The 17,796-nt window shown below is 67.1% G+C and carries 17 protein-coding genes; 5 read left to right on the forward strand and 12 right to left on the reverse strand.

Features of this window, described 5'->3' with window-relative positions:
* Positions 1-403: 403 nt before the first annotated feature.
* From NLX83_RS22095 to NLX83_RS22115, 5 genes are all read right to left on the reverse strand, one after another.
* Positions 404-1,702 carry an MFS transporter gene (locus NLX83_RS22095; protein ID WP_254237030.1) on the reverse strand — a complete coding sequence of 433 codons (1,299 nt, stop codon included), beginning with the start codon at positions 1,700-1,702 and terminating at the stop codon, positions 404-406.
* A gap of 133 nt (positions 1,703-1,835) precedes the next feature.
* Entirely contained in the window at positions 1,836-3,065 is a 1,230-nt protein-coding gene (locus tag NLX83_RS22100) for an L-tyrosine/L-tryptophan isonitrile synthase family protein (protein WP_254237031.1), read from the reverse strand.
* 453 nt (positions 3,066-3,518) lie between these two features.
* Positions 3,519-4,175, reverse strand: coding sequence for a GntR family transcriptional regulator (locus tag NLX83_RS22105; RefSeq protein WP_254237032.1), 657 nt, complete (start codon positions 4,173-4,175; stop codon positions 3,519-3,521).
* A gap of 233 nt (positions 4,176-4,408) precedes the next feature.
* The gene (locus NLX83_RS22110) at positions 4,409-5,326 is read right to left on the reverse strand and encodes an SRPBCC family protein (RefSeq protein ID WP_254237033.1); all 918 of its coding nucleotides are present in this window, start codon (positions 5,324-5,326) and stop codon (positions 4,409-4,411) included.
* A complete protein-coding gene (locus NLX83_RS22115; protein ID WP_254237034.1) occupies positions 5,323-5,571 on the reverse strand; it encodes a helix-turn-helix domain-containing protein in 249 nt (82 codons plus the stop codon). Before NLX83_RS22115 ends, NLX83_RS22110 begins: the two co-directional genes overlap by 4 nt.
* A 580-nt stretch (positions 5,572-6,151) precedes the next feature.
* Between NLX83_RS22115 and NLX83_RS22120 the strand changes: the two genes are divergently transcribed.
* Both NLX83_RS22120 and NLX83_RS22125 read left to right on the forward strand, forming a co-directional pair.
* Positions 6,152-6,823: a heparin lyase I family protein gene (locus tag NLX83_RS22120; RefSeq protein WP_254237035.1), complete on the forward strand. Its 672-nt coding sequence runs from the start codon at positions 6,152-6,154 to the stop codon at positions 6,821-6,823.
* Between the two features lie 356 nt (positions 6,824-7,179).
* A complete protein-coding gene (locus NLX83_RS22125) occupies positions 7,180-8,403 on the forward strand; it encodes an IS701 family transposase (protein ID WP_441296816.1) in 1,224 nt (407 codons plus the stop codon).
* Positions 8,404-8,990: 587 nt separating this feature from the next.
* Here NLX83_RS22125 and NLX83_RS22130 read toward each other — a convergent pair.
* Positions 8,991-9,542, reverse strand: coding sequence for a phosphotransferase (locus NLX83_RS22130; protein ID WP_254237036.1), 552 nt, complete (start codon positions 9,540-9,542; stop codon positions 8,991-8,993).
* Between the two features lie 555 nt (positions 9,543-10,097).
* Between NLX83_RS22130 and NLX83_RS22135 the strand changes: the two genes are divergently transcribed.
* Together NLX83_RS22135 and NLX83_RS22140 are read left to right on the forward strand one after the other, a co-directional pair.
* On the forward strand, positions 10,098-10,481 hold the full coding sequence (locus tag NLX83_RS22135; RefSeq protein WP_254237037.1) for a redoxin family protein: 384 nt from the start codon (positions 10,098-10,100) through the stop codon (positions 10,479-10,481).
* A gap of 18 nt (positions 10,482-10,499) precedes the next feature.
* Positions 10,500-11,351, forward strand: coding sequence for a cytochrome c biogenesis CcdA family protein (locus NLX83_RS22140; RefSeq protein ID WP_254237038.1), 852 nt, complete (start codon positions 10,500-10,502; stop codon positions 11,349-11,351).
* Positions 11,352-11,464: 113 nt separating this feature from the next.
* On the opposite strand, the gene NLX83_RS22145 is transcribed toward NLX83_RS22140, so the two are convergent.
* Positions 11,465-11,686, reverse strand: a complete 222-nt coding sequence (locus NLX83_RS22145) for a hypothetical protein (protein WP_254237039.1) — start codon at positions 11,684-11,686, stop codon at positions 11,465-11,467.
* A 165-nt stretch (positions 11,687-11,851) separates the two neighbouring features.
* Between NLX83_RS22145 and NLX83_RS22150 the strand changes: the two genes are divergently transcribed.
* The gene (locus NLX83_RS22150) at positions 11,852-12,754 is read left to right on the forward strand and encodes a helix-turn-helix domain-containing protein (RefSeq protein ID WP_254237040.1); all 903 of its coding nucleotides are present in this window, start codon (positions 11,852-11,854) and stop codon (positions 12,752-12,754) included.
* A gap of 123 nt (positions 12,755-12,877) precedes the next feature.
* Here NLX83_RS22150 and NLX83_RS22155 read toward each other — a convergent pair whose 3' ends face one another.
* From NLX83_RS22155 to NLX83_RS22175, 5 genes are read right to left on the reverse strand one after another with little or no spacing between them, the layout of a single operon-like run.
* Positions 12,878-13,090, reverse strand: a complete 213-nt coding sequence (locus NLX83_RS22155; protein WP_254237041.1) for a tyrosine-type recombinase/integrase — start codon at positions 13,088-13,090, stop codon at positions 12,878-12,880.
* Positions 13,087-13,881, reverse strand: a complete 795-nt coding sequence (locus tag NLX83_RS22160; protein ID WP_254237042.1) for an enoyl-CoA hydratase-related protein — start codon at positions 13,879-13,881, stop codon at positions 13,087-13,089. Before NLX83_RS22160 ends, NLX83_RS22155 begins: the two co-directional genes overlap by 4 nt.
* Entirely contained in the window at positions 13,878-15,068 is a 1,191-nt protein-coding gene (locus tag NLX83_RS22165; RefSeq protein WP_254237043.1) for a CaiB/BaiF CoA transferase family protein, read from the reverse strand. The genes NLX83_RS22160 and NLX83_RS22165 overlap by 4 nt, the downstream gene beginning before the upstream one ends.
* Positions 15,065-16,429 (reverse strand): FAD-dependent oxidoreductase, encoded by a 1,365-nt coding sequence (locus NLX83_RS22170; protein WP_308209349.1) that lies wholly within the window; start codon positions 16,427-16,429, stop codon positions 15,065-15,067. The genes NLX83_RS22165 and NLX83_RS22170 overlap by 4 nt, the downstream gene beginning before the upstream one ends.
* Positions 16,422-17,723: an MFS transporter gene (locus tag NLX83_RS22175; protein ID WP_254237044.1), complete on the reverse strand. Its 1,302-nt coding sequence runs from the start codon at positions 17,721-17,723 to the stop codon at positions 16,422-16,424. The genes NLX83_RS22170 and NLX83_RS22175 overlap by 8 nt, the downstream gene beginning before the upstream one ends.
* Positions 17,724-17,796: the final 73 nt, after the last annotated feature.

Genomic DNA, 17,796 nt, shown 5'->3' on the forward strand with positions numbered 1-17,796 from the left:
TAAGCGAATCTGGCCCGAGTCGATGCCCTGTGCGCAGGCATTGGCTCGGGCGCCCAGCGCATCGAGCGGTACCAAGCCGCAGCTCCAGGACGTCGCCAGGAACACGGGCCTCGAACTCGAATAGCTCAGCACTCCTCGTGATGCACGATGCATCACCCCTACGGCACCGCCCAAGACATCCCCGTCAAGCTCGACCGGCTCGCTGTGGAACCGGATGTCTCGGGAAGTGGAGCGCGCTGTGGTTGGCCCTGCGCCACCAGGGGACCGCCTATCCCGCGAGTTTCGCGGCGCTGCCCCGGTTCGCGGACCTGGCGAAGGGGGAGCGCGTACCGGAGGAACGCGTTGGCCGGGGGAGTCCCCGACGAGGAGTACGAGGTCGAGTGCTCCCCGTGCTCGGCCACCCTCATGGTCTCCACCGCGGACAGTGAGCACCGACGACGATGGTCGCGCGACTCTGTTGCGCCCGGCCGATCCGCCGCGCCATCAGCGTGCTGACCAGCGTCGTCAGGGCGATCAGGCTCACCACGCCTGCGAACAGGTAGAAGGTGGCCGACAGGCCGATCTGGACAGACACCACACCCGCCCCGATCACCGGAACGGAGATGGCCAGATAGGCCACGACGAAATAGGCGGCGAGCACCTGGCCGCGCTGGTCGGCCGGCGCGGCCTGCGTCACCAGGCGGGTGGTCCCCATGAAGGCGAGACCGAACCCGATCCCGGTGATGACGCTGCCGAGCAGGAACAGCGCGGCGCTGGAGATCATGTTCGACGTGGTCACGACGAACATTCCCACGATGAGCGCCGCACAGCCGAGCAGGGAGGCGACCCTGGCGGACATCGCGCTGAACCCGAGTTGGGCAAGCCCACCGACACCCTGCACCGCCAGGATGACCAAGCCCGCCACTACGTGGTTGTCCGCGTGGAGCAGTTCCTTGGCCAGGCTGCCACCGAGGCCGAGATACAGCCCTGCCGCCGAGCACGCGGCGAGCACACCGAGACAGCCGGTCACGAACTCCTTGCGCATCCGCGCGGGGATGCTGATCCGTTGCGGGCGGAGCAGCGTGCTGAGCAGGGGCCTGCACCGCGTCGGCACCGTCTCCGGGACCCTGATGGCGATGACGGTGAACAGCGCGACGGTGATGACCATCAGGAGCAAGTAGGGGGTATGCAGGGGCCATGGTGCCCACTCTGCGAGCGCGCCTGCCCCCAGTGCCCCCACCGCGATACCGATGGACATCGACGTGCTGTTGACCAGGGCCGCGATCCGGCTGTCGCGCCGAGGGTGCAGCTCGGCGAGCGCGGCTCCCGCCGCTCCGGTGAACGTCCCGGTCGCCAGGCCCTGGAGCAGTCGGGCCGCGCCCAGCCAGGCGGCGCCGTCGGCGACGAGGAACACCAGCAAGCTCACCATCAGCGCCGCCATGCCGCCCAGCAGGACGGGACGGCGGCCGACCCGGTCGGAAAGGCCACCGGTGAAGAGCAGGGTGATGATCACTCCTCCCGCGTACAGCGCATAGATGACTGTCAAGGTCGCGGAGGAGAAATGCCAGCGTGCCTGGTAGTCGACGTAGAGCGGTGACGGTGCCCCGCCGGCGGCCAGCGTGAGCACCATCGCCGCGGCCACGGCCCAGAACGCGGAGGCCGAACCCGGTCCGGCCGGGTGATCCGGCGCTCCGGGCGAGGACGCACGTGCTCGTGAAGACATGTGTGTTCCTACTGCTTCCTGTCAGCGCCGTGAGTTCCGAAATACCTGCGAAGTCGTGGACGATGACGCCGACGTTCAGCAGCGGCAGGAATGGCGTGTTGCTCGCCGATCGGCGAGCAGATGGCCTTTTCCGCTAGGAATCGGAAGTGGCCTGGTAATAATAGGGGAGCGGGTCCGCCTGAAGGTGGACCGGTACGGCGCGGCGTCGAATTGCTTCCGCTTCGGTGTGCACTCGCCATTCTCCCGATTTCTTCTTGAATGCCACACCTTGCCACGGGAACACTCTCGTCTTGTTGTTGACGAGATGGATTCCCCATTGGCCAGGCTTCGGGTGCACCGTAGCGCGCAAGTCGTGAGGGAAAAACGTGGCTACTGCGTCGATCGATTTCAGGGCGCACAGGGTCAGCGCAAATTCGAACGCCGCACTGGTGGCTTGGTCCTCAATCTCGGTCAGCAACTGGTTGATCTGCGTTGTCGCGTCAAGCGGCTGGCTGCTGCCCAGGTAGCTCAGGGCATATGAGAGGCCAGCGTTGATCTGTGGTCGCAGGTCGATGTTCGTGGCGAAGGTGCGCACCAAGTGCAACGTTTGATCATCCTTGTCGTGGGCCGACCACCATTCACGCAGTTTTGGTTCGAGAAATGTCCGAACCTCCTCGTAGTCTGCGGCGCACGATGCGAGAATGTCCTCCCGCATGTCGAACAGCTTGATCCGTTCGGTAGCGTGGAGCTGTGCGATCATGTCGCCGATCTGCTCGAAGTAGGACGTCGCTTCGATACGACTCACTCCGCAGATGTCCGAGTAAATGATTCCGTCTGAGATTATGTTGAACGACGCGCCCGGCTCGTGCACCAAACTGATCGCATGGCAAATTTCCAGAAGGCGTTGCAGGCATAACAGTTCTGCCATGTCCGGAGAACGTCGACGAACCTTTATCTGGTTTGGTATCTTGAAGGGAAAAGATGGCAACGCGAAGCTGATCGACCTGTCGCTTGACACCGTGTCGCGCAGTAATGGAAGCCATTCCTGCCAGTTCTTGTCAAATTTGCTCTTGATGAGGGTTCCGGATCGATAACGTCCGCTGGCCATGATTCGGAAGACTCGTTCCTCCGTGCTGGCCAACGCTCGTAGTTCACCCCAAAGATCCTTGACGAACTTTTCTGCATTGGAAAGTGCCTGTTCGGACAGCTCGCGATACTGGATGGTACAGGTAGTCGCCGAATCGTCGGGCCGGCGTGGCGGGAACGCCGGAGCACTCCGTTTATGGGTGATATTCGGACTGAGCATGACAAACCAGGGATCGATGTTGCCGTCTCTGTCGAGCACTCTAGCTGCGGCCGACTGGATGTTGATACTTGTTGGCACTCGCTGTCCTTAGTTTTTGTGGACAAGGTGGACAAGGACGAGCCCTGTCAGGACGCTTCCGAACAGCGCCATCGCCGTACCCCGACGCCGCGGCAGCGTGTCCGTCGTCGGCCGCAAGAGCAGGTCCGGCCAACCCAGTTCGAGGGAAAGCCAATTGCCGGTATCGGAAATGTCGCACCGCGGCGTCCACGAGCAGCGAGCACCGCACATGGGCAGCCTGGTTCTCTGCGCGTCGGACCAGGCACTCGCCCGCCCCTGAGTACCCCGCCGGCATCGGGGGCCCCGAGGTCAACGGGGTGGACACCGGCAACTCGATGCTCATCTCCACCTCGCTGCCGCGCCAACAGGGCGATGAATACCGTATACGGTATGCGATACTGCGACAAGCAGGCGATTCGCATTATTCATACTTCGTATACGGTATGTGGGCGACAGTGTGCCGCGGGAGGTCGACTACGGCCGGTTCTGGTGAACGCGCAGGCCCGAGCGGATATGGTCACACATGGCGACGTAGCCGGCCTCAGGGCTCTCGCGGAGCGCGGTCAGCAGTGGCGCGTGCGCCTCGTCCACGGGCACGCGTTCGGTGTCGTTGGCGAGGAAGTCCGCGAACAGGGCGCGTCCACGGGCGCGCTGCCAGACGTCGTCGAACAACTCCAGCAATGGTGGGTTACCCGTCGCCTCGACGACAGAGCGATGGATGGACATGTTCGCCTCGAAAGCCCGGCGAGGGTCCGTGTCCGCGCCCTTGGACGCCACGATCGCGCGACGCACGTGTTCGATGGCGGGCTCGCCGATCTCGGCGACTCGGCGCGCGGCGAAAGCTTCGATCGCCTCGCGCGTCTCATAGACGTGAACGGCGTCATCGACAGCGACCGTGCATACGACGAACCCGCGCTTGCCGGTGGGTTCGACGAGGTTCTCCCGCTGCAGGCGTAGCAAGGCGTCCCGTACCGGCGTACGGCTGATTCCGAGCTGCTCCGCCAGCTGATCCATCACCAGGCGATGACCCGGTGGGATCTGACCAGTCAGCATGGCCTCGCTGAGCTGGCGATACGCGAGATCAGCCAGGCTCTCGACCTCGCGCTGGATAGGGCGCAGGTTGATGCGCATGCCAACCACCTTTCGGACGTCAGCACATCGTATGTGAGATCCGAAGGCCGCCGATCGTGGACGGTGATCGTCCACTGCGAAGCGGCGTGCTGGTAGGCGAGCTTCTGGTCGACCAGGCCAACCCGGAGAATGCGCGGACTGCTCTTCGGTTCACAAAATCCGGAAGCATCGCGCTCGCGTTGTCGGCAACAAGAGAACCACATTCGCGGGCCAAATAGTCGCTGAGGTTTGCGTCAGGAGCGAAAGGCGCGTGAGATCCCTGACGCGATTCGGGTGAGTTCTCCGGTGGCAAGGAATCGGGCGAGCTTGCCGAAGCGTTGGTTATCTGCGGGGCGCAGTGTGAGGGTGATGCCGGTTCCGCCGGGCTGATCTGTCAGCTCGATCCGCCAGTGTTCGCTTCGGCGGGTTGCGGGGAAAGTGATCTTCCATTCCAGCACGTCCGGTTCGGACCGATCGACTACCGTGATGGTGCGGGTGCGCATTCGCTTGGGCGTCCGCCATCGCAACCCAGTGTTGCCGGAGGTGTGGCTGGTCCACACTCCTGGCCCGGCGGGTTCGATCGACTCGCTGGCGGTATCCCATGTCGGCCGCCGTGCCGGGTCGTCCAGCAAGCTCCAAACCTTGTCGCGCCCGGCGGGGATGTACGCCTCGTACACCACGCTCTGCGCGGCTGGTGAACTCGCAGTACCGCCCTGTGGGTCAACAGCACCTCCGTCGCCGACCACATCGCCCGGATCGATGCCCATACGTCTCAGCACCGCGGAGACGAACCCTCCCGGCTCGTCAACCAGTGCGCGCAGCAGCGTCATGCCCGAACCGTCGCCGCCTGTGGCGGAGAACAGCGTCAAGGCAGGCTCGTTCCACTTGATCTCGCCTGGCCCGGTCGCCGGGATGGCACGGGGTGCGACGACCACGTCATTGATGCCCAGCGCTGCCAAGCGGTGCGCGTGTTCGCCCTGCACCGTGCGACGGGCCTCCTCCAACAGGGCCCCGTGGTCACGGAGCCACCTCCCTGCCTCGGTCTGGCTCACCACGAGCGCGAGAAACAGGTGCTCGGTGCTGACCTCGGGGTGCCCGAACCGCTGTGCTTCCTCAGCGGCGGTGAGTCCCAGGCGCTGGGAGTTCTCGAAGATCGTCGTCAGTTTCGTCAAGATCGGTTCCTCCTGGAAACAGGGATCGAAGGGTCGATCCGCTTGCTGTATTTGCGGTGTACCGCCTGCCGCGTCACATTGAGTCCGTCGGCGACGTCCTGCCAGCTCAAACCGGCACGCAACGCCGCCTCGACCTGCCTGAGTTCCAAACTCTCGGTCAGCACCCGCAAGGAGGCGACAGCCCGTAGCCCGACGCGCGGATCGGACACATCCCCCGCAGTGTCGATGATCTCTCGCGCCTCCATGTCTAGCAACATATGTTGACAGCCGTGACGTTGTCAACATCTGTTGCTAAGTGGTGGGTTTGCCGAGCCGGTAGGTGCCGGGGGGTGGCCGCAGGGCCGGTGGAAGCAGGCGTAGAACTGGCTCTGTGAGTGGAATCCGACCGCGTCGCCGATCTCGCTGGTTGTGAGATCGGTGGTGTGATCCATGATCGCTAGTACTACAGCCGCAGTCTGATGAAGCCGGATCTGTGTCTTGTCGCGATCTTCGGGAGCCGGGAAGCGGTCCCGGTCCTTGAGCGGCAGAGTCACGAACCGAATCCCCGAGAATGCGGCTGTAGCACTAGGCGCGGTAAGGAAATGGAAATCTCCTTGGGGTCAGGCTGAGGTTGACGGCGAAGTGGGACTGCGAACACAATCACTTCGTCTCGCGCTCGCCGAGCTTGCCTTTGTGTGAATTTCACACTCGGGGGGTCGGGTCGCCGTTTCCGCGTCTTCAATGAAGGGAACTCACTTCATGTTAAGAACTCTGACGACGGTGTTTGCCACTGCGGGCCTGCTACTCGGCTCCGTTGGGTCGGTCCTCGCCGTTCCTCCGGTTCCCGTGGGCAGCAAGGTCGTCTTCACCGGCGACTATGACACCGGAGACTTCGGACAGTGGGGCACCTGCCAGTGGCGCGGCTACAACAGCTCCTGCAAGAACTGGAAGCAGGGGCCGCACATGGCAAGGATCACCGACGGCGGCACCGGTCACGCTACGGCCGCACGCTTCGAAGTCCGTGACGGTGACGTGCCCCCCTTCGGCGGCGGGGAACGATCAGAAGTCTCGGCGGGGGACTCTCTCGGCGCGGGAGTGAAGGAAGGTGACGAACGGTGGTATGAGTTCTCCTGGCGTTTCGATGAAAACTTCGCAAACCCGCGCGGCGATTGGTTTATCCCGATGCAGTGGCACTCCGGCAGTGGATCCCCGCCCCTGGCGCTGGAGGTTGACAAGAGGGGTGTTCTGCACTTCGCGAACAATCGGGTCAACACGCGCACGGAGATCGGCCCGATCCAGAAGGGTGTGTGGGTCGACTACGTGCTGCACATCAAGTTCTCCCAAGGCTCGCAAGCTCTAGCCGAGTCCTGGGTCAACGGTCTCAAACAGCCTGGGGTGCACCGGGCGTCCAATCTGGCTGATGACGGCAGCTACCTGAAGATGGGTATCTACCGCGATGGAGATGACAGCGCCACCGCGATCCTCTGGCAAGACGGTCTACGTGTCACCGCTCCCTGATCTCACGCCTGCCTAGCTCTTCAGGGAAGCGCATCGAGCTGCTACCACCGAGGACGCCAGCGCTGATCTCTCCGCGCAGCGTGTCCGTGTCGATGCCCAGCCAGGCCACCGGTCGCAGAGGCTTCCTTCGCCCTCTCTGTGCCCGGACATGAGAGAGGGCTGCGGGCGCCACTCACCTCCCGAACCGTCCGCAGTCCTCTCCAAATTTCTTGCGCGTCAAGGAAAGCAGGTAGCCGTGAACGGCACTCGTCATCAGCTGTCGCTCGCTTCAGATCGTGCACTCTTAGATCAACTTTGAGACGTGTGTTGGGACTCGAAGGGAAACGGCGGCCGTAGTGTCGATCATAGACCCGTCGATGTGGCGGGCCGGGTTCGATGAGGTGTTCGCGCGGATCTCGGGCCGGTTCGCGCAGGTCCACACCCGCAGGCGGGCACGGGCGTATCTGCTCGGTCTGTTGTCGCGGGCCGAGCGCAAGAACGGGTGGACGTTGGCCAAGCAGGCCGGGGAGGTGACCCCGGACGGGATGCAGCGGTTGCTCAATCACGCGGTGTGGGACGCGGACCTGGTGCGGGATGACCTGCGAGCCTACGTGGTGGATCAGCTCGGGCACGAGCAGGCGGTGCTGGTCGCGGACGAGACCGGGTTTCCGAAGAAGGGCACCAAGTCCGCTGGGGTGCAGCGCCAATACTCCGGTACCGCTGGGCGGATCGAGAACTGTCAGCTTGGGGTGTTCCTGGCCTATGTCTCGCCACACGGGCGAGCACTGATCGACCGTGAGCTGTACCTGCCCGAGGACAGCTGGTGCGCCGACCGGCAGCGGTGCCGGGAGGCGGGAATCGATGACGAGGTGACGTTCGCGACCAAACCGGAACGCGCCCGCGGCATGCTGGAACGGGCCGTTGCGGCGGGGGTGCCGTTCTCCTGGGTCACCGCCGACGCGGTCTACGGCCAGAACCCTGGGCTGCGCGCGTGGCTGGAGGAGCACGGTATCGCCTATGTCATGGCGATACCCAGCAAGCAGGAACTCCCGATGGCAACGGGGAAACAGCGTGCGGACGTGTTGGGCCAGCTCGTGTCAGCCACGGTCTGGCAGCGCCGCTCCTGCGGCGAGGGTTCCCAGGGCGCACGGCTGTATGACTGGGCGTTGGTCGGGGCCGGTGAACAACACCGCCTGCTGATCCGGCGCTCGCTCACCCGCAACGCCAAGGGCATGCGCGAGGTGGCGTACTTCCTGTGTCACACACCAGATCCTGCCCCGCTGGACGTTCTGGTCCGGGTGGCCGGGACCCGGGGGGCGATCGAAGAATGCTTCCGGGCGGCCAAGAACGAGGTCGGCTTGGACCACTACCAGGTCCGCAAGTACAGCGCTTGGTACCGGCACATCACCCTCGCGATGCTCGCTCACGCCTTCCTCACCGCGACCGCGACCGCGGACGAGAGGGGCTCCCCGGATCACGATGACGGCCTGACCCCGCTCAGCGTCGACGAGATCAGACGCCTGCACATGGTCCTGACCCGCACACAGCACCCACGAGCACACACCGAGGTCTGGTCACGCCGCCAATACCGCGCCCGATAACGCCACTAACAGCGAAAAACTCAAGATGCAGCACCCTTCCCGCAGGAGGCGTGATCGTGATCGAGTACGTCTGGGCAGGTCCGTTGGTTCTCGTTCGGAAGGAACAGAACTGGCCGCGTCGGGTCAGGCGGTCGCGACCTGACCGGTGTCGCCGTCCACGGTGACCAACGCGAAGTCGTCCGGTCCGAGGACGACGCGAACCGCCCCGGTGGCGCGTCTGCTCGATGACACTCGAGCGTGGAGTGCGTTGGCGGACTGGACCGGGGTCCCCCGGCATACTCTCCGCGATGCTCGGTGCGATGGCTGGTCGGCACCGGAGTGGCACACCGAGCGCGACGTCACCGCCGCCCCCGACGCATGTCGAACCTTTGCGCTGACCAGGTGCGGGGCTCGTGCGGCCTCACATCCGGGAGTTCAGGACCGCGACCTCGGGCGAGGGGTCGAAGCCGTGTTCGACCAGCCAGCGGACGGCCCGCAGACTTCGCATGGACCACCACGCATGGATCACGTCAAGATCCACGTCGGCGCCGTAACCTGCGATGACGTCGCCTAGGTGTTCCTCGTGCCCGAGTGTCAAGGTGGCGAGGTCAAAGAGGGCGTCGCCGGGGGGCCGCCTCGGTCCAGTCGATCACGCCGGTGACCTCGTTACCGTCGACGAACACGTGAGCGACCTGGAGGTCGCCGTGCGTAAACACCGGTGTCCACGGCCGGAGCGCAGCCTCGACGACCCGGCGGTTGCGTGTGACCACGTCGCTGGGAAGACCGCCGTGGGTGACGAGCCACCGGCATTCGCCGTCGAGGTGCGAGGCGATCTCGTCGATGCTGCGACCTGGCCAGGGTGGCAGCGGCGCGTCGTGCAGCATCCGTGCTGTGGCACCCGCCGCGGCCCACGCCTCCGACGACGCGGTCGACGGCTCGCCGAGGCGGCCGAGCGCCGTCCCCGGGAGGGCGGCGAGCGCGAGCACGGGCGGCTTGCGCCACAGGACTTCCGGAGTCGGGATCGGTGCCATGGCCATCGCCTCGACCTCGATGTCGGTCCGTGTCTGATCGGCGTCGATCTTCAGGAACACCTCGCCGACGCGCAGGGTCGCGCACTCGTGATGGGCGACGACGACCTTGACCTTCTCCACGTCGGCCATTATCGCGGGTGTGATCACCGACGTCGCCGGATTCCTCACGTGCGACGGCGCGATTGCCCGCCTCCCGCCCGCAGCCTCGAACATGTCTGACCTGTGCCTCGACGGTGCACCCCGACCGGGAATCCCCTGCATTGGCGCAGCCGTCCCTGCCCTGCGTTCCTGGTCTCGTCGAGCGCGGCGCGGCGGTGTCTCAGCGGTGCTCAAGGATCTCCATTTTGACGCTGACCCGAGCGCTCACACACCGGGGCGCGAGAGGTGGATCAGTCAGCGCAACCCGCCGATTCGCTGATTACCGGGTGCTTACCGAATCTCGCTGCCCGGGCGAGCGCGCCTGCCCACCGCCTACCGTCGAGCCCATCCACCCGTCCACAGCAGGAGGTCGCTCCCGTGAGGCTTCTTCGGTCCCTCGGATCAGCCGTCGCCACGTTAGCGTTGATCGCGGGTTGCGGTAGCCCCGTCATCACTGGCCAACCGCCCGGTGCACCATCGACGGCACAACCGCCAGGAGCGACGGGACCAAGCACGGCGCCCGTTGCCGAAGAACTCCGGTTCACCGTGAAAACCGTTGATGGCAAGGACTTCTCGGGGGAGTCCCTGGCGGCCAAACCCGCTGTGCTGTGGTTCTGGGCGCCGTGGTGCCCGACGTGCCAGCGGGAGGCGCCGACCCTGGCCAAGGTCGCGGCGGCGAACCCGGGAGTGACGTTCGTCGGTGTCGCCGCCCAGGACGAGCTGCCCGCGATGCAGGAGTTCGTGTCCAAGTACAAGCTGGGTTCGTTCGCTCACCTCGCCGATCTCGACGCCTCGGTGTGGAAGCGCTTCGGCGTGACCTCGCAGCCCGCGTTCGCGTTCGTCGGCAAGAACGGGTCGGTGGACAAGGTGAAAGGAAGCTTGTCGGAGAAGGACCTCGGCGCTCGCGTCGGCGCCCTCGCGAACGCGTGAGCTGACGGTGTCGCGCTGATGGACTTGCAGACGTTGGGTTTCGCGCTGGCGGCCGGGTTGGTCGCGGCGCTGAACCCTTGTGGCTTCGCGATGCTCCCGGCCTACCTGACCCTCGTGATCGTCGGGGACGGCGGCGCGGAACGCGGCCGTGCGGCCGCTATTGGCCGTGCCCTGGTGGCCACGCTGGCGATGGCACTGGGGTTCCTGGTGGTGTTCGGGACGTTCGGGCTTCTCATCGCGCCGCTGGCGGCCTCCGTGCAGCAGTACCTGCCCGTGATCACCGTCATCATCGGTGCCGGACTGGTCGGCATCGGCATCTGGATGCTGACCGGACGCGAGTTCGCACTGTTCCTGCCCAAACCCGGGCGCGGTGCGCCGACCGCGCGGCTGGGCTCGATGTTCGGCTACGGCCTCGCCTACGCGATCGCGTCGCTGTCCTGCACGATCGGCCCGTTCCTCGCGGTTACCAGCGCGACATTTCGCAGCGGCTCGTTCGGCGGCGGTGTGCTGGCCTATCTCGCCTATGGCGCGGGCATGACCCTGGTGGTCGGCGTGCTGGCGACCGCGGCCGCACTGGCCAGCTCGACGGTGACGACCAAGTTCCGGCGACTGCTGCCCCACATCAACCGTGTCGGTGGTGGGCTGGTGGTGCTGGTCGGGGTCTACGTGGGCTACTACGGCGTCTACGAGCTGCGGCTGTTCTTCGGCGACGGCGACGCGCGTGATCCGATCATCGAGGCCGCCGGGGTCGTTCAGGAAACCCTGGTGCGCTGGGTGGAGTACATCGGAGTGCTTCCCCTGCTGGCCGTGCTCGCCGGAGTAGTGCTCGTCGCGGTCGTGCTGGTACGGAGGAGGGCCGGGCGCCGGTAGAGCGTCGCCGTCAAGGACCAGGGGAGCGCCACGCTCGGCGTGAGCGACGGGGATAAGCGGGCCTCCATGTCGTTCGCCCGGGGGTACCCGGGTGATCAGTGTTCACGCCGCGCTCACCCGTTCCGGCATCCGAAGGGGCACGCCGCGGCGGGAGCGCGAGGTCCGATTCGGCGGGTGGTGGTCAGGCCGACGGTGTCGATGACCCGGCGCGGCATGCTCTCCGCAGCGGCGATGACCACGAGCCGCGTGCCGTGTTCGGTGGCCGCGTCGCGGGCGATGGACTTGGTGAGGATCTTGTCGTCGGCGGTCTCGACCAGTTCGTTGAACCGAGGCACATGAATCGCGAGATCGTTCCGTTGATGTGAGTGGAACGCCGCACTGAGGGGGCTAAGGTCGCTGGGTTTTTCGTCAACGATCCGGGTTCCGGTTCTGCGTGGCGTCGTCCGGTCCCCAGGAAAAGGCATTGAGTCTCCACCCGGTGGAAGGTCCAAGCTGGTGGTATGACCGACCAACCGGCCCTGTTCACCATCGGCCAGCTCGCCCGGCGAACGGGACTCGCGGTGCGCACGATCAGGTTTTGGTCCGACGACGGTGTGGTGCCACCGACCGCCAGGTCCGGCGCCGGGTACCGGCTGTACAACGCCGAGGCCGTGGCCCGGCTGGAACTGGTGAGCGCGCTGCGTGAGCTCGGGCTCGACCTGGCGACGGTGCGACGGGTGGTGCTGCGCCAGCAGAGCGTGACCGACGTGGCCAGGACCCACCTGCGTGCCCTGGACGCGGAGATCCGGCTCCTGAGGCTGCGCAGGGCGCTGTTGTGGTCGGTGGTCTACCGCGAAGGCACGACGGAGGAGATCGCCATCATGAACAAGTTCGCGCACCTGTCTCCCCAGGAACGGCAGCGCGTCCTGGACGGGTTCGTCGACGAGGTGTTCGAGGGGGTGACGCCCGAGACGCCTGGTGCCGGGATCGCCTCGGCCATGCGGCAGCTCCCGGTCGAACTGCCGGAGGAGCCCACCGCCGCACAAGTGGACGCGTGGATCGAGCTCGCCGAGCTGGTCGCTGACGTGGGCTTCCGGCGGCGGATTCGGGAGATGGTCGAGGGCGCGGGCCAACCCGGCCCGGATACCTATGATCCCGGCCCGGTCCTGCGGCACGCGGGCGCGGCGCTGGAGGACGGGCTCGCCCCGGCCTCGGCCGAGGCGCGGGCGGTGGTGGACCGCATCGTCGGGGATGGGCTACCTGCGGCTGAGCGGATCGCCCTGGCGCGCGAGGTGGAGGTGTACGGCGACCGGCGGGTGGAGCGCTACTGGCAGCTGCTGGCGGTGGTCAACGGCTGGTCGCCCTGCTTTACGGGTGTCGCGCAACACGAGTGGTTCGCGGCCGCCCTGCGCGCGACGGCGTAGCCGGGAGCGTGGGTACTGTCATTCGGGCAGGGGCATTCCGAGATCGGCATGCCCCTGCCCGAGGTCTACGCCGCCCGAGTCAGGATCGCGCGTGTCCCGGCCGCCGTTCGGTTCTGGTTCCGGTCACCGCAGATCCTCGCCCATCTGATGCGATTCCCGAGGGTTGACGTAGGTCTGGGTCGTGCTCAGGTCGTTGTGCCCCAGCAGTTTCGCGGCGATGTGCCCGGGCAGGCCGGTGGAGACTGCGTCGGTGGCGAAGATCCGCCTGAAGTCGTGTGGCGCGTAGCGAAGCGGTGCCCCGTCGGGCCCAACCACGCCGCGGGCCAGTGTGTTCACCGGCCGCTCCACACCGGCGGTCGCTTCTGCTGGAAGGCGAGCACACCTTCCTTGCTGTCCTGGCTGTCCAGCGCGGCGACGAGCGCGGGCAGCCGGGCGTCGCGGGCTTCACGCGCGGTCAGGTGGGCGGTGTGGATGGCCAGCTGCTTGATCGCGCGCAACGACGACGGCGAGCAGGCGAGGATGTCATCGACCCAGCGCTGGACCGCCGCGTCGAGCTCCGCAGCCGGAACGACCTCGTTGACCAGGCCGAGCCGGTGCATCTCCGCGGCGGGGAAGCGTCGGCCGGTGAGCAGGATGCCCATCGCCGCGTGGTGGGGGATCTGGCGTTGCAACAGCACCATGCCGCCGTCCAGCGGAAGCCTGCCGACCCTCGGCTCGGTCAGCCCGAACCGCGCGGTCTCGGCGGCCACCACGATGTCGCAGCCGAGCACCAGCTCCATCCCGCCGCCGAGGGCGTAGCCGTTGACCCTGGCGATGACCGGCACGTCCAGGCTCTGCCGCAGGCTCAGCGCGCCGAAGCCGTCGGGGTCCAGGTTCGCCCAGTACTCCAGCCCGGTCTGCTCGATCGCGGTCGCGGACATGTCGGCGCCGACGCTGAACGCCTTCTCCCCGGCGCCGGTCAGCACGACGCAGCGCACGTCGGAGGACTCGATCTCGGCCCAGATCTCGCTCAGCCGCCGGTGGGTCGGGCCGTCGACGGCGTTGAGCACCTTGGGCCGGTCGATGGTCACGTGGGCGACGTGGTCGCGCACCTCGAAGCGCACTCCGTCCACAGTGGACTCGCTCATGAGATCACCTCGCTGGCGCGCAGGGCCGCGATGCGCTCGGCGTCGTAGCCGTGCTCGGCGAGCACCGCGGTGGAGTCCTCGCCCAGCTGTGGCGCGCGGCGGCGCACAACGGCCGGGGTCGCTGACAGCCCGATCGGCGCGTTGAGCACCCGCACGCTGCCCTCCGTCGGGTGGTCCATCTTCACGATCATCTCGTTCACCGCGGTCTGCTCGTCGGCGAGCGCCTCGGCCATGGTGCGCACGGGCGCGCAGAGCAGGTCGACACTTTCCAGCCGCTGAACCCAGTGTTCGGTGGTGTGCTGCGCGAACCGGTGGCGGAAGATCTCCTGAAGCTCGGCTCGGGCGGCCATCTGACCCGGCGGGTGCCGCAGGTCCGGGCGCTGCCACAGCTCGTCGGGCAGTCCGAGCGCGGTGCAGATGTCGCGCAGCGGCTCCTGTTTGAAGGCGCCGACCATGCACACCGCGCCGTCGGTGGTGGGGAAGACCCCGGACAGCGGCATCGCCGCCCAGTTGACCTCGGTGCCGCGGTTGAGCTGGGTCGCGGCCTCCTGCATCTGCATGTGCAGCATCGAGTCGAACATCCGGACGTCGACCCGCTGGCCCTCACCGGTCCGCTCGCGGGCGAGCAACGCGAGCAGGATTCCCTGCATCAGGTGCATCCCGGTGGTGTAGTCGCACAGGGTCGTGGGGTAGACGCTCAGCGGCAGCTCCTCGCTCTGCCGCCGCCACATCACCCCGGACATCGCCTGCAGCAGCACGTCCTGACCGCCCTTGTGGGCGTACGGGCCGACCTCGCCGAAGCCGGTGCCCGACGCCCAGATGATCCGCGGGTTGAGCCGCCGCAGCGCGTCGTAGCCGAAGCCGATGCGGTCCATCACCCCGGCGCGGAAGTTGCTCACCACGACGTCGGCGTCGCGGACCAGGTCGTAGACGACCTGTTTTCCTTGCTCGGTGCGGGTGTCCACGGCGACGCTGCGCTTGTTCCGGTTGATCGAGTAGAAGACCGGGTTGTCCAGCCCCGACTCGTCGGTGATCGAGCCGCGGGACAGGTCCCCATATCTCGGCCGCTCGATCTTGATCACCTCGGCGCCGTAGTCGCCGAGCAGCTGGGTCGCCGACGGTCCCATGTAGACCTGGGTGAAGTCGACGACGGTGATTCCCTGGAGCGCGCTGGTCGGCTGGCTCATGAGTGATCGACCTCCACATCGGCTGGGGCGGTGAACGCGTTGTCGCTGGGCACGTCGCCCGGGTCGGCGCCCGCCTTGCGCATCGCAGCCTGGATGTCGGCGGGCGGCACGTCGCGGACCGCGGTGCCCCGGTCGACGGCGAGCGCGGCCGCGATGCCCGCGGCCTGGCCCATCGCCATGCAGGGCGGGATCTCCCGCGACATCTTCTGCGCCTGCGGGGTGGCCGAGTAGTGCCGTCCCGCGACGAGCAGCTGGTCGACCTCTCTTGGCAGCATCGCGCGGTAGGGCGTGTAGTAGTCCCGCCCGCGCGCCACCGAGTCGGGGAAGTGCCTGCGGTCGCGGACGTCGTCCACCGTGACGACGTACTCACCCTGCAACAGGCGGGTCTGCCTGACCCCGATCTGCTCGGCGACGTCGACGACGAAGGCCCTCTCGAACCCCGGCAGCGTCCGGCGGCAGAGCTCGACCGCGTTGGCGATCTTCGTCCGGGCGGCGAACTCCGCCTCGGTCAGCGAGGCCGGGTCGGTGCCGTCGAAGCCGGTCATGTGCGGCGCGTTGCACCAGACCACGCCCGGGATCGGGGTCTTGAGCCACCACAGCTCCCAGGCACCGCCGAGCGTGCGCTTGATCGCCCGGTTCAGCGCACGGGCGGCTTTGGGGTCGTGCTGCTCGAAGCGCTCCGCCGCGTCGGTGTCCACGCCGCCGAGCCGGAAGACCAGCGTCGTGAGGTAGGAGTCCTTGACGTGGGAGGCACCGGCCCGCGACGCCACGTCGATGTCGCCGGTGGTGTCGATGACGACGTCGGCGAGAACGGCCTGCGGGCCGGACTTGGTCTCGGCGATGACGCCGCGCATCACGCCGTCGTCGACGATCGGCCGGGAGAACCAGCTGTGCAGCCGGAGGTTGACCCCGGCCTCCCGCACCACGTCGTTGGACACCCGTTTCCACCCGTCGGGGTCGAACGCGGCCGCGTAGCAGATCGGCTTGGGGTTGGTCGCGACGTGGAAGTCGAAGACCCCGTACCTGCCCCACCGGTTCCACGTCTCGGTCGAGGCGCGGCGGTCCTCCTCGGGGGGCACGACGACCAGCTCCATCGCGGACAGCCGCTCGACGAACTCCGAGACGATGCCGGTGACGGTGACCTCCTGGCCGTTGGCCATGTCGTCGAGCACCAGCACCATTCCGCCCGAGGCGAGGCCGCCGAGCGCCGGATAGCGTTCGAGCAGCGTCACCGACGCCCCGGCGCGGGCCGCGCTGACGGCGGCGGCAACCCCCGCCGGGCCGCCGCCGACCACGACGACGTCGGACCTCGCGACAACCTCGCAGTCCACTGTGGACACTGAAACTCGTAGGTCACTCACCGACGAACACTCCTTCGCTCTTGCGTGCCCACAGGTAGAAACCGATGCTGAGGGCGGCGAGAACCGCCACGTAGACCGGGAAGAGATGGCTCAGGCCCCGGCTCGCCAGCCACACGATGAGGTAGGAGGCCGTGCCGCCGAAGGCCGCGACGGCGACGCCGTAGCCGAGGCCGCAGCCGGAGGAGCGGATTCCCTTGGGGAACAACGAGGTGCTGACGAGGACGTGCAGCGTCATGTTGACCACCAGGACCGGCGCGCCGACCAGCAGGACGGTGGCGAACACGCCGAGCCCCTTCGCGGTGTAGAGCACCATCAGGAACACCGCGGGGATCATCAGGACCCGCCCGACCAGGAAGACCCGGCCCAGCCGGAAGCGGTCGGCGAGCGGCCCGACCACCAGCGAGCCGACCATGATGATCAGCGACAGGACCGTGGTGATGCCGAAGACGCTGGTCGCGTCCTCGCCGAAGCCGGTCCTGGCGAGGTTGGGCAGGCCGACGTTCCAGCCGTAGTTGAACGCCTGCGCGGCGCCGATGACGAAGACGACGGCGAGCAGGCTGCGCCACCGGGCGAACACCTCCCGCCAGACCGTCGAGGTGGTGCCGACGTACTCCGGGTCGGACTGGTGCAGGGTCTCCGGCAGCGCCCGCCGCAGCCAGAACACGACCACGCCCATCGCCGCGCCGAGCAGGAACGGGATCCGCCAGCCCCAGTCGGCCATGGCGGCCGAGCCCAGGGTCGTCCCCAGCAGGAAGTTGACCAGCGAGGCGAGCAGGATGCCGAGGTTGACGAAGAAACTGATGACACCTGCGGCGGTCCCCGACTTCCCTTTCGGCATGACCTCCACGCCGTAGGCCGTTGACAGCGGCGCCTCGATCCCGGTGGACAGGCCCTGGAGCAGGCGGCAGACCAACAGGATGACCGGCGCCGCGATCCCGATCGTGTCGGCGCCGGGCAGGATGCCGATGATCAACGTGGTGACGGCCATCAGCCCGACCGACCAGACCATCACGTTCTTGCGGCCGACCTTGTCGGCGACGGCGCCGAACAGGATTCCGCCCAGCGGGCGGGCGACGAACCCGACGGCGAAGACCGACAGCGCGCTCAGCGTCGCGTCCAGCGGGTTCTCGGTGCGGAAGAAGTGCGGGCCGACGCTGGCGGCGAGCAGGCCGAAGACCTGCCAGTCATACCATTCGAGGGTGTTGCCCAGCCCCAGGCCGAGCATGGACCGCCGCAGCGTCGCGCGGTCGGTGTCGTCGTTCGGTGCGGCGTCCGGTGTCGTCGTCTGGGACATGGCCCTGCCTTCCCAGCGGCCGAGAAGGGCCGCGGTCCGGTGGTACGAGGGGATTTCTCGTGTGCGGGTACGC

Source organism: Allokutzneria sp. A3M-2-11 16, assembly GCF_024213555.1.
Taxonomy (GTDB): Bacteria; Actinomycetota; Actinomycetes; order Mycobacteriales; family Pseudonocardiaceae; genus Allokutzneria.

Excerpts from the sequence above, each read along its gene's own strand:
- NLX83_RS22095 (WP_254237030.1), bottom strand. The coding sequence starts at position 1,702 with ATGTCTTCACGAGCACGTGCGTCCTCGCCCGGAGCGCCGGATCACCCG.
- NLX83_RS22105 (WP_254237032.1), bottom strand. The coding sequence starts at position 4,175 with ATGCGCATCAACCTGCGCCCTATCCAGCGCGAGGTCGAGAGCCTGGCT.
- NLX83_RS22115 (WP_254237034.1), bottom strand. The coding sequence starts at position 5,571 with ATGGAGGCGCGAGAGATCATCGACACTGCGGGGGATGTGTCCGATCCG.
- NLX83_RS22125 (WP_441296816.1), top strand. The coding sequence starts at position 7,180 with ATGTGGCGGGCCGGGTTCGATGAGGTGTTCGCGCGGATCTCGGGCCGG.
- NLX83_RS22130 (WP_254237036.1), bottom strand. The coding sequence starts at position 9,542 with ATGGCCGACGTGGAGAAGGTCAAGGTCGTCGTCGCCCATCACGAGTGC.
- NLX83_RS22140 (WP_254237038.1), top strand. The coding sequence starts at position 10,500 with ATGGACTTGCAGACGTTGGGTTTCGCGCTGGCGGCCGGGTTGGTCGCG.
- NLX83_RS22150 (WP_254237040.1), top strand. The coding sequence starts at position 11,852 with ATGACCGACCAACCGGCCCTGTTCACCATCGGCCAGCTCGCCCGGCGA.
- NLX83_RS22160 (WP_254237042.1), bottom strand. The coding sequence starts at position 13,881 with ATGAGCGAGTCCACTGTGGACGGAGTGCGCTTCGAGGTGCGCGACCAC.
- NLX83_RS22165 (WP_254237043.1), bottom strand. The coding sequence starts at position 15,068 with ATGAGCCAGCCGACCAGCGCGCTCCAGGGAATCACCGTCGTCGACTTC.
- NLX83_RS22175 (WP_254237044.1), bottom strand. The coding sequence starts at position 17,723 with ATGTCCCAGACGACGACACCGGACGCCGCACCGAACGACGACACCGAC.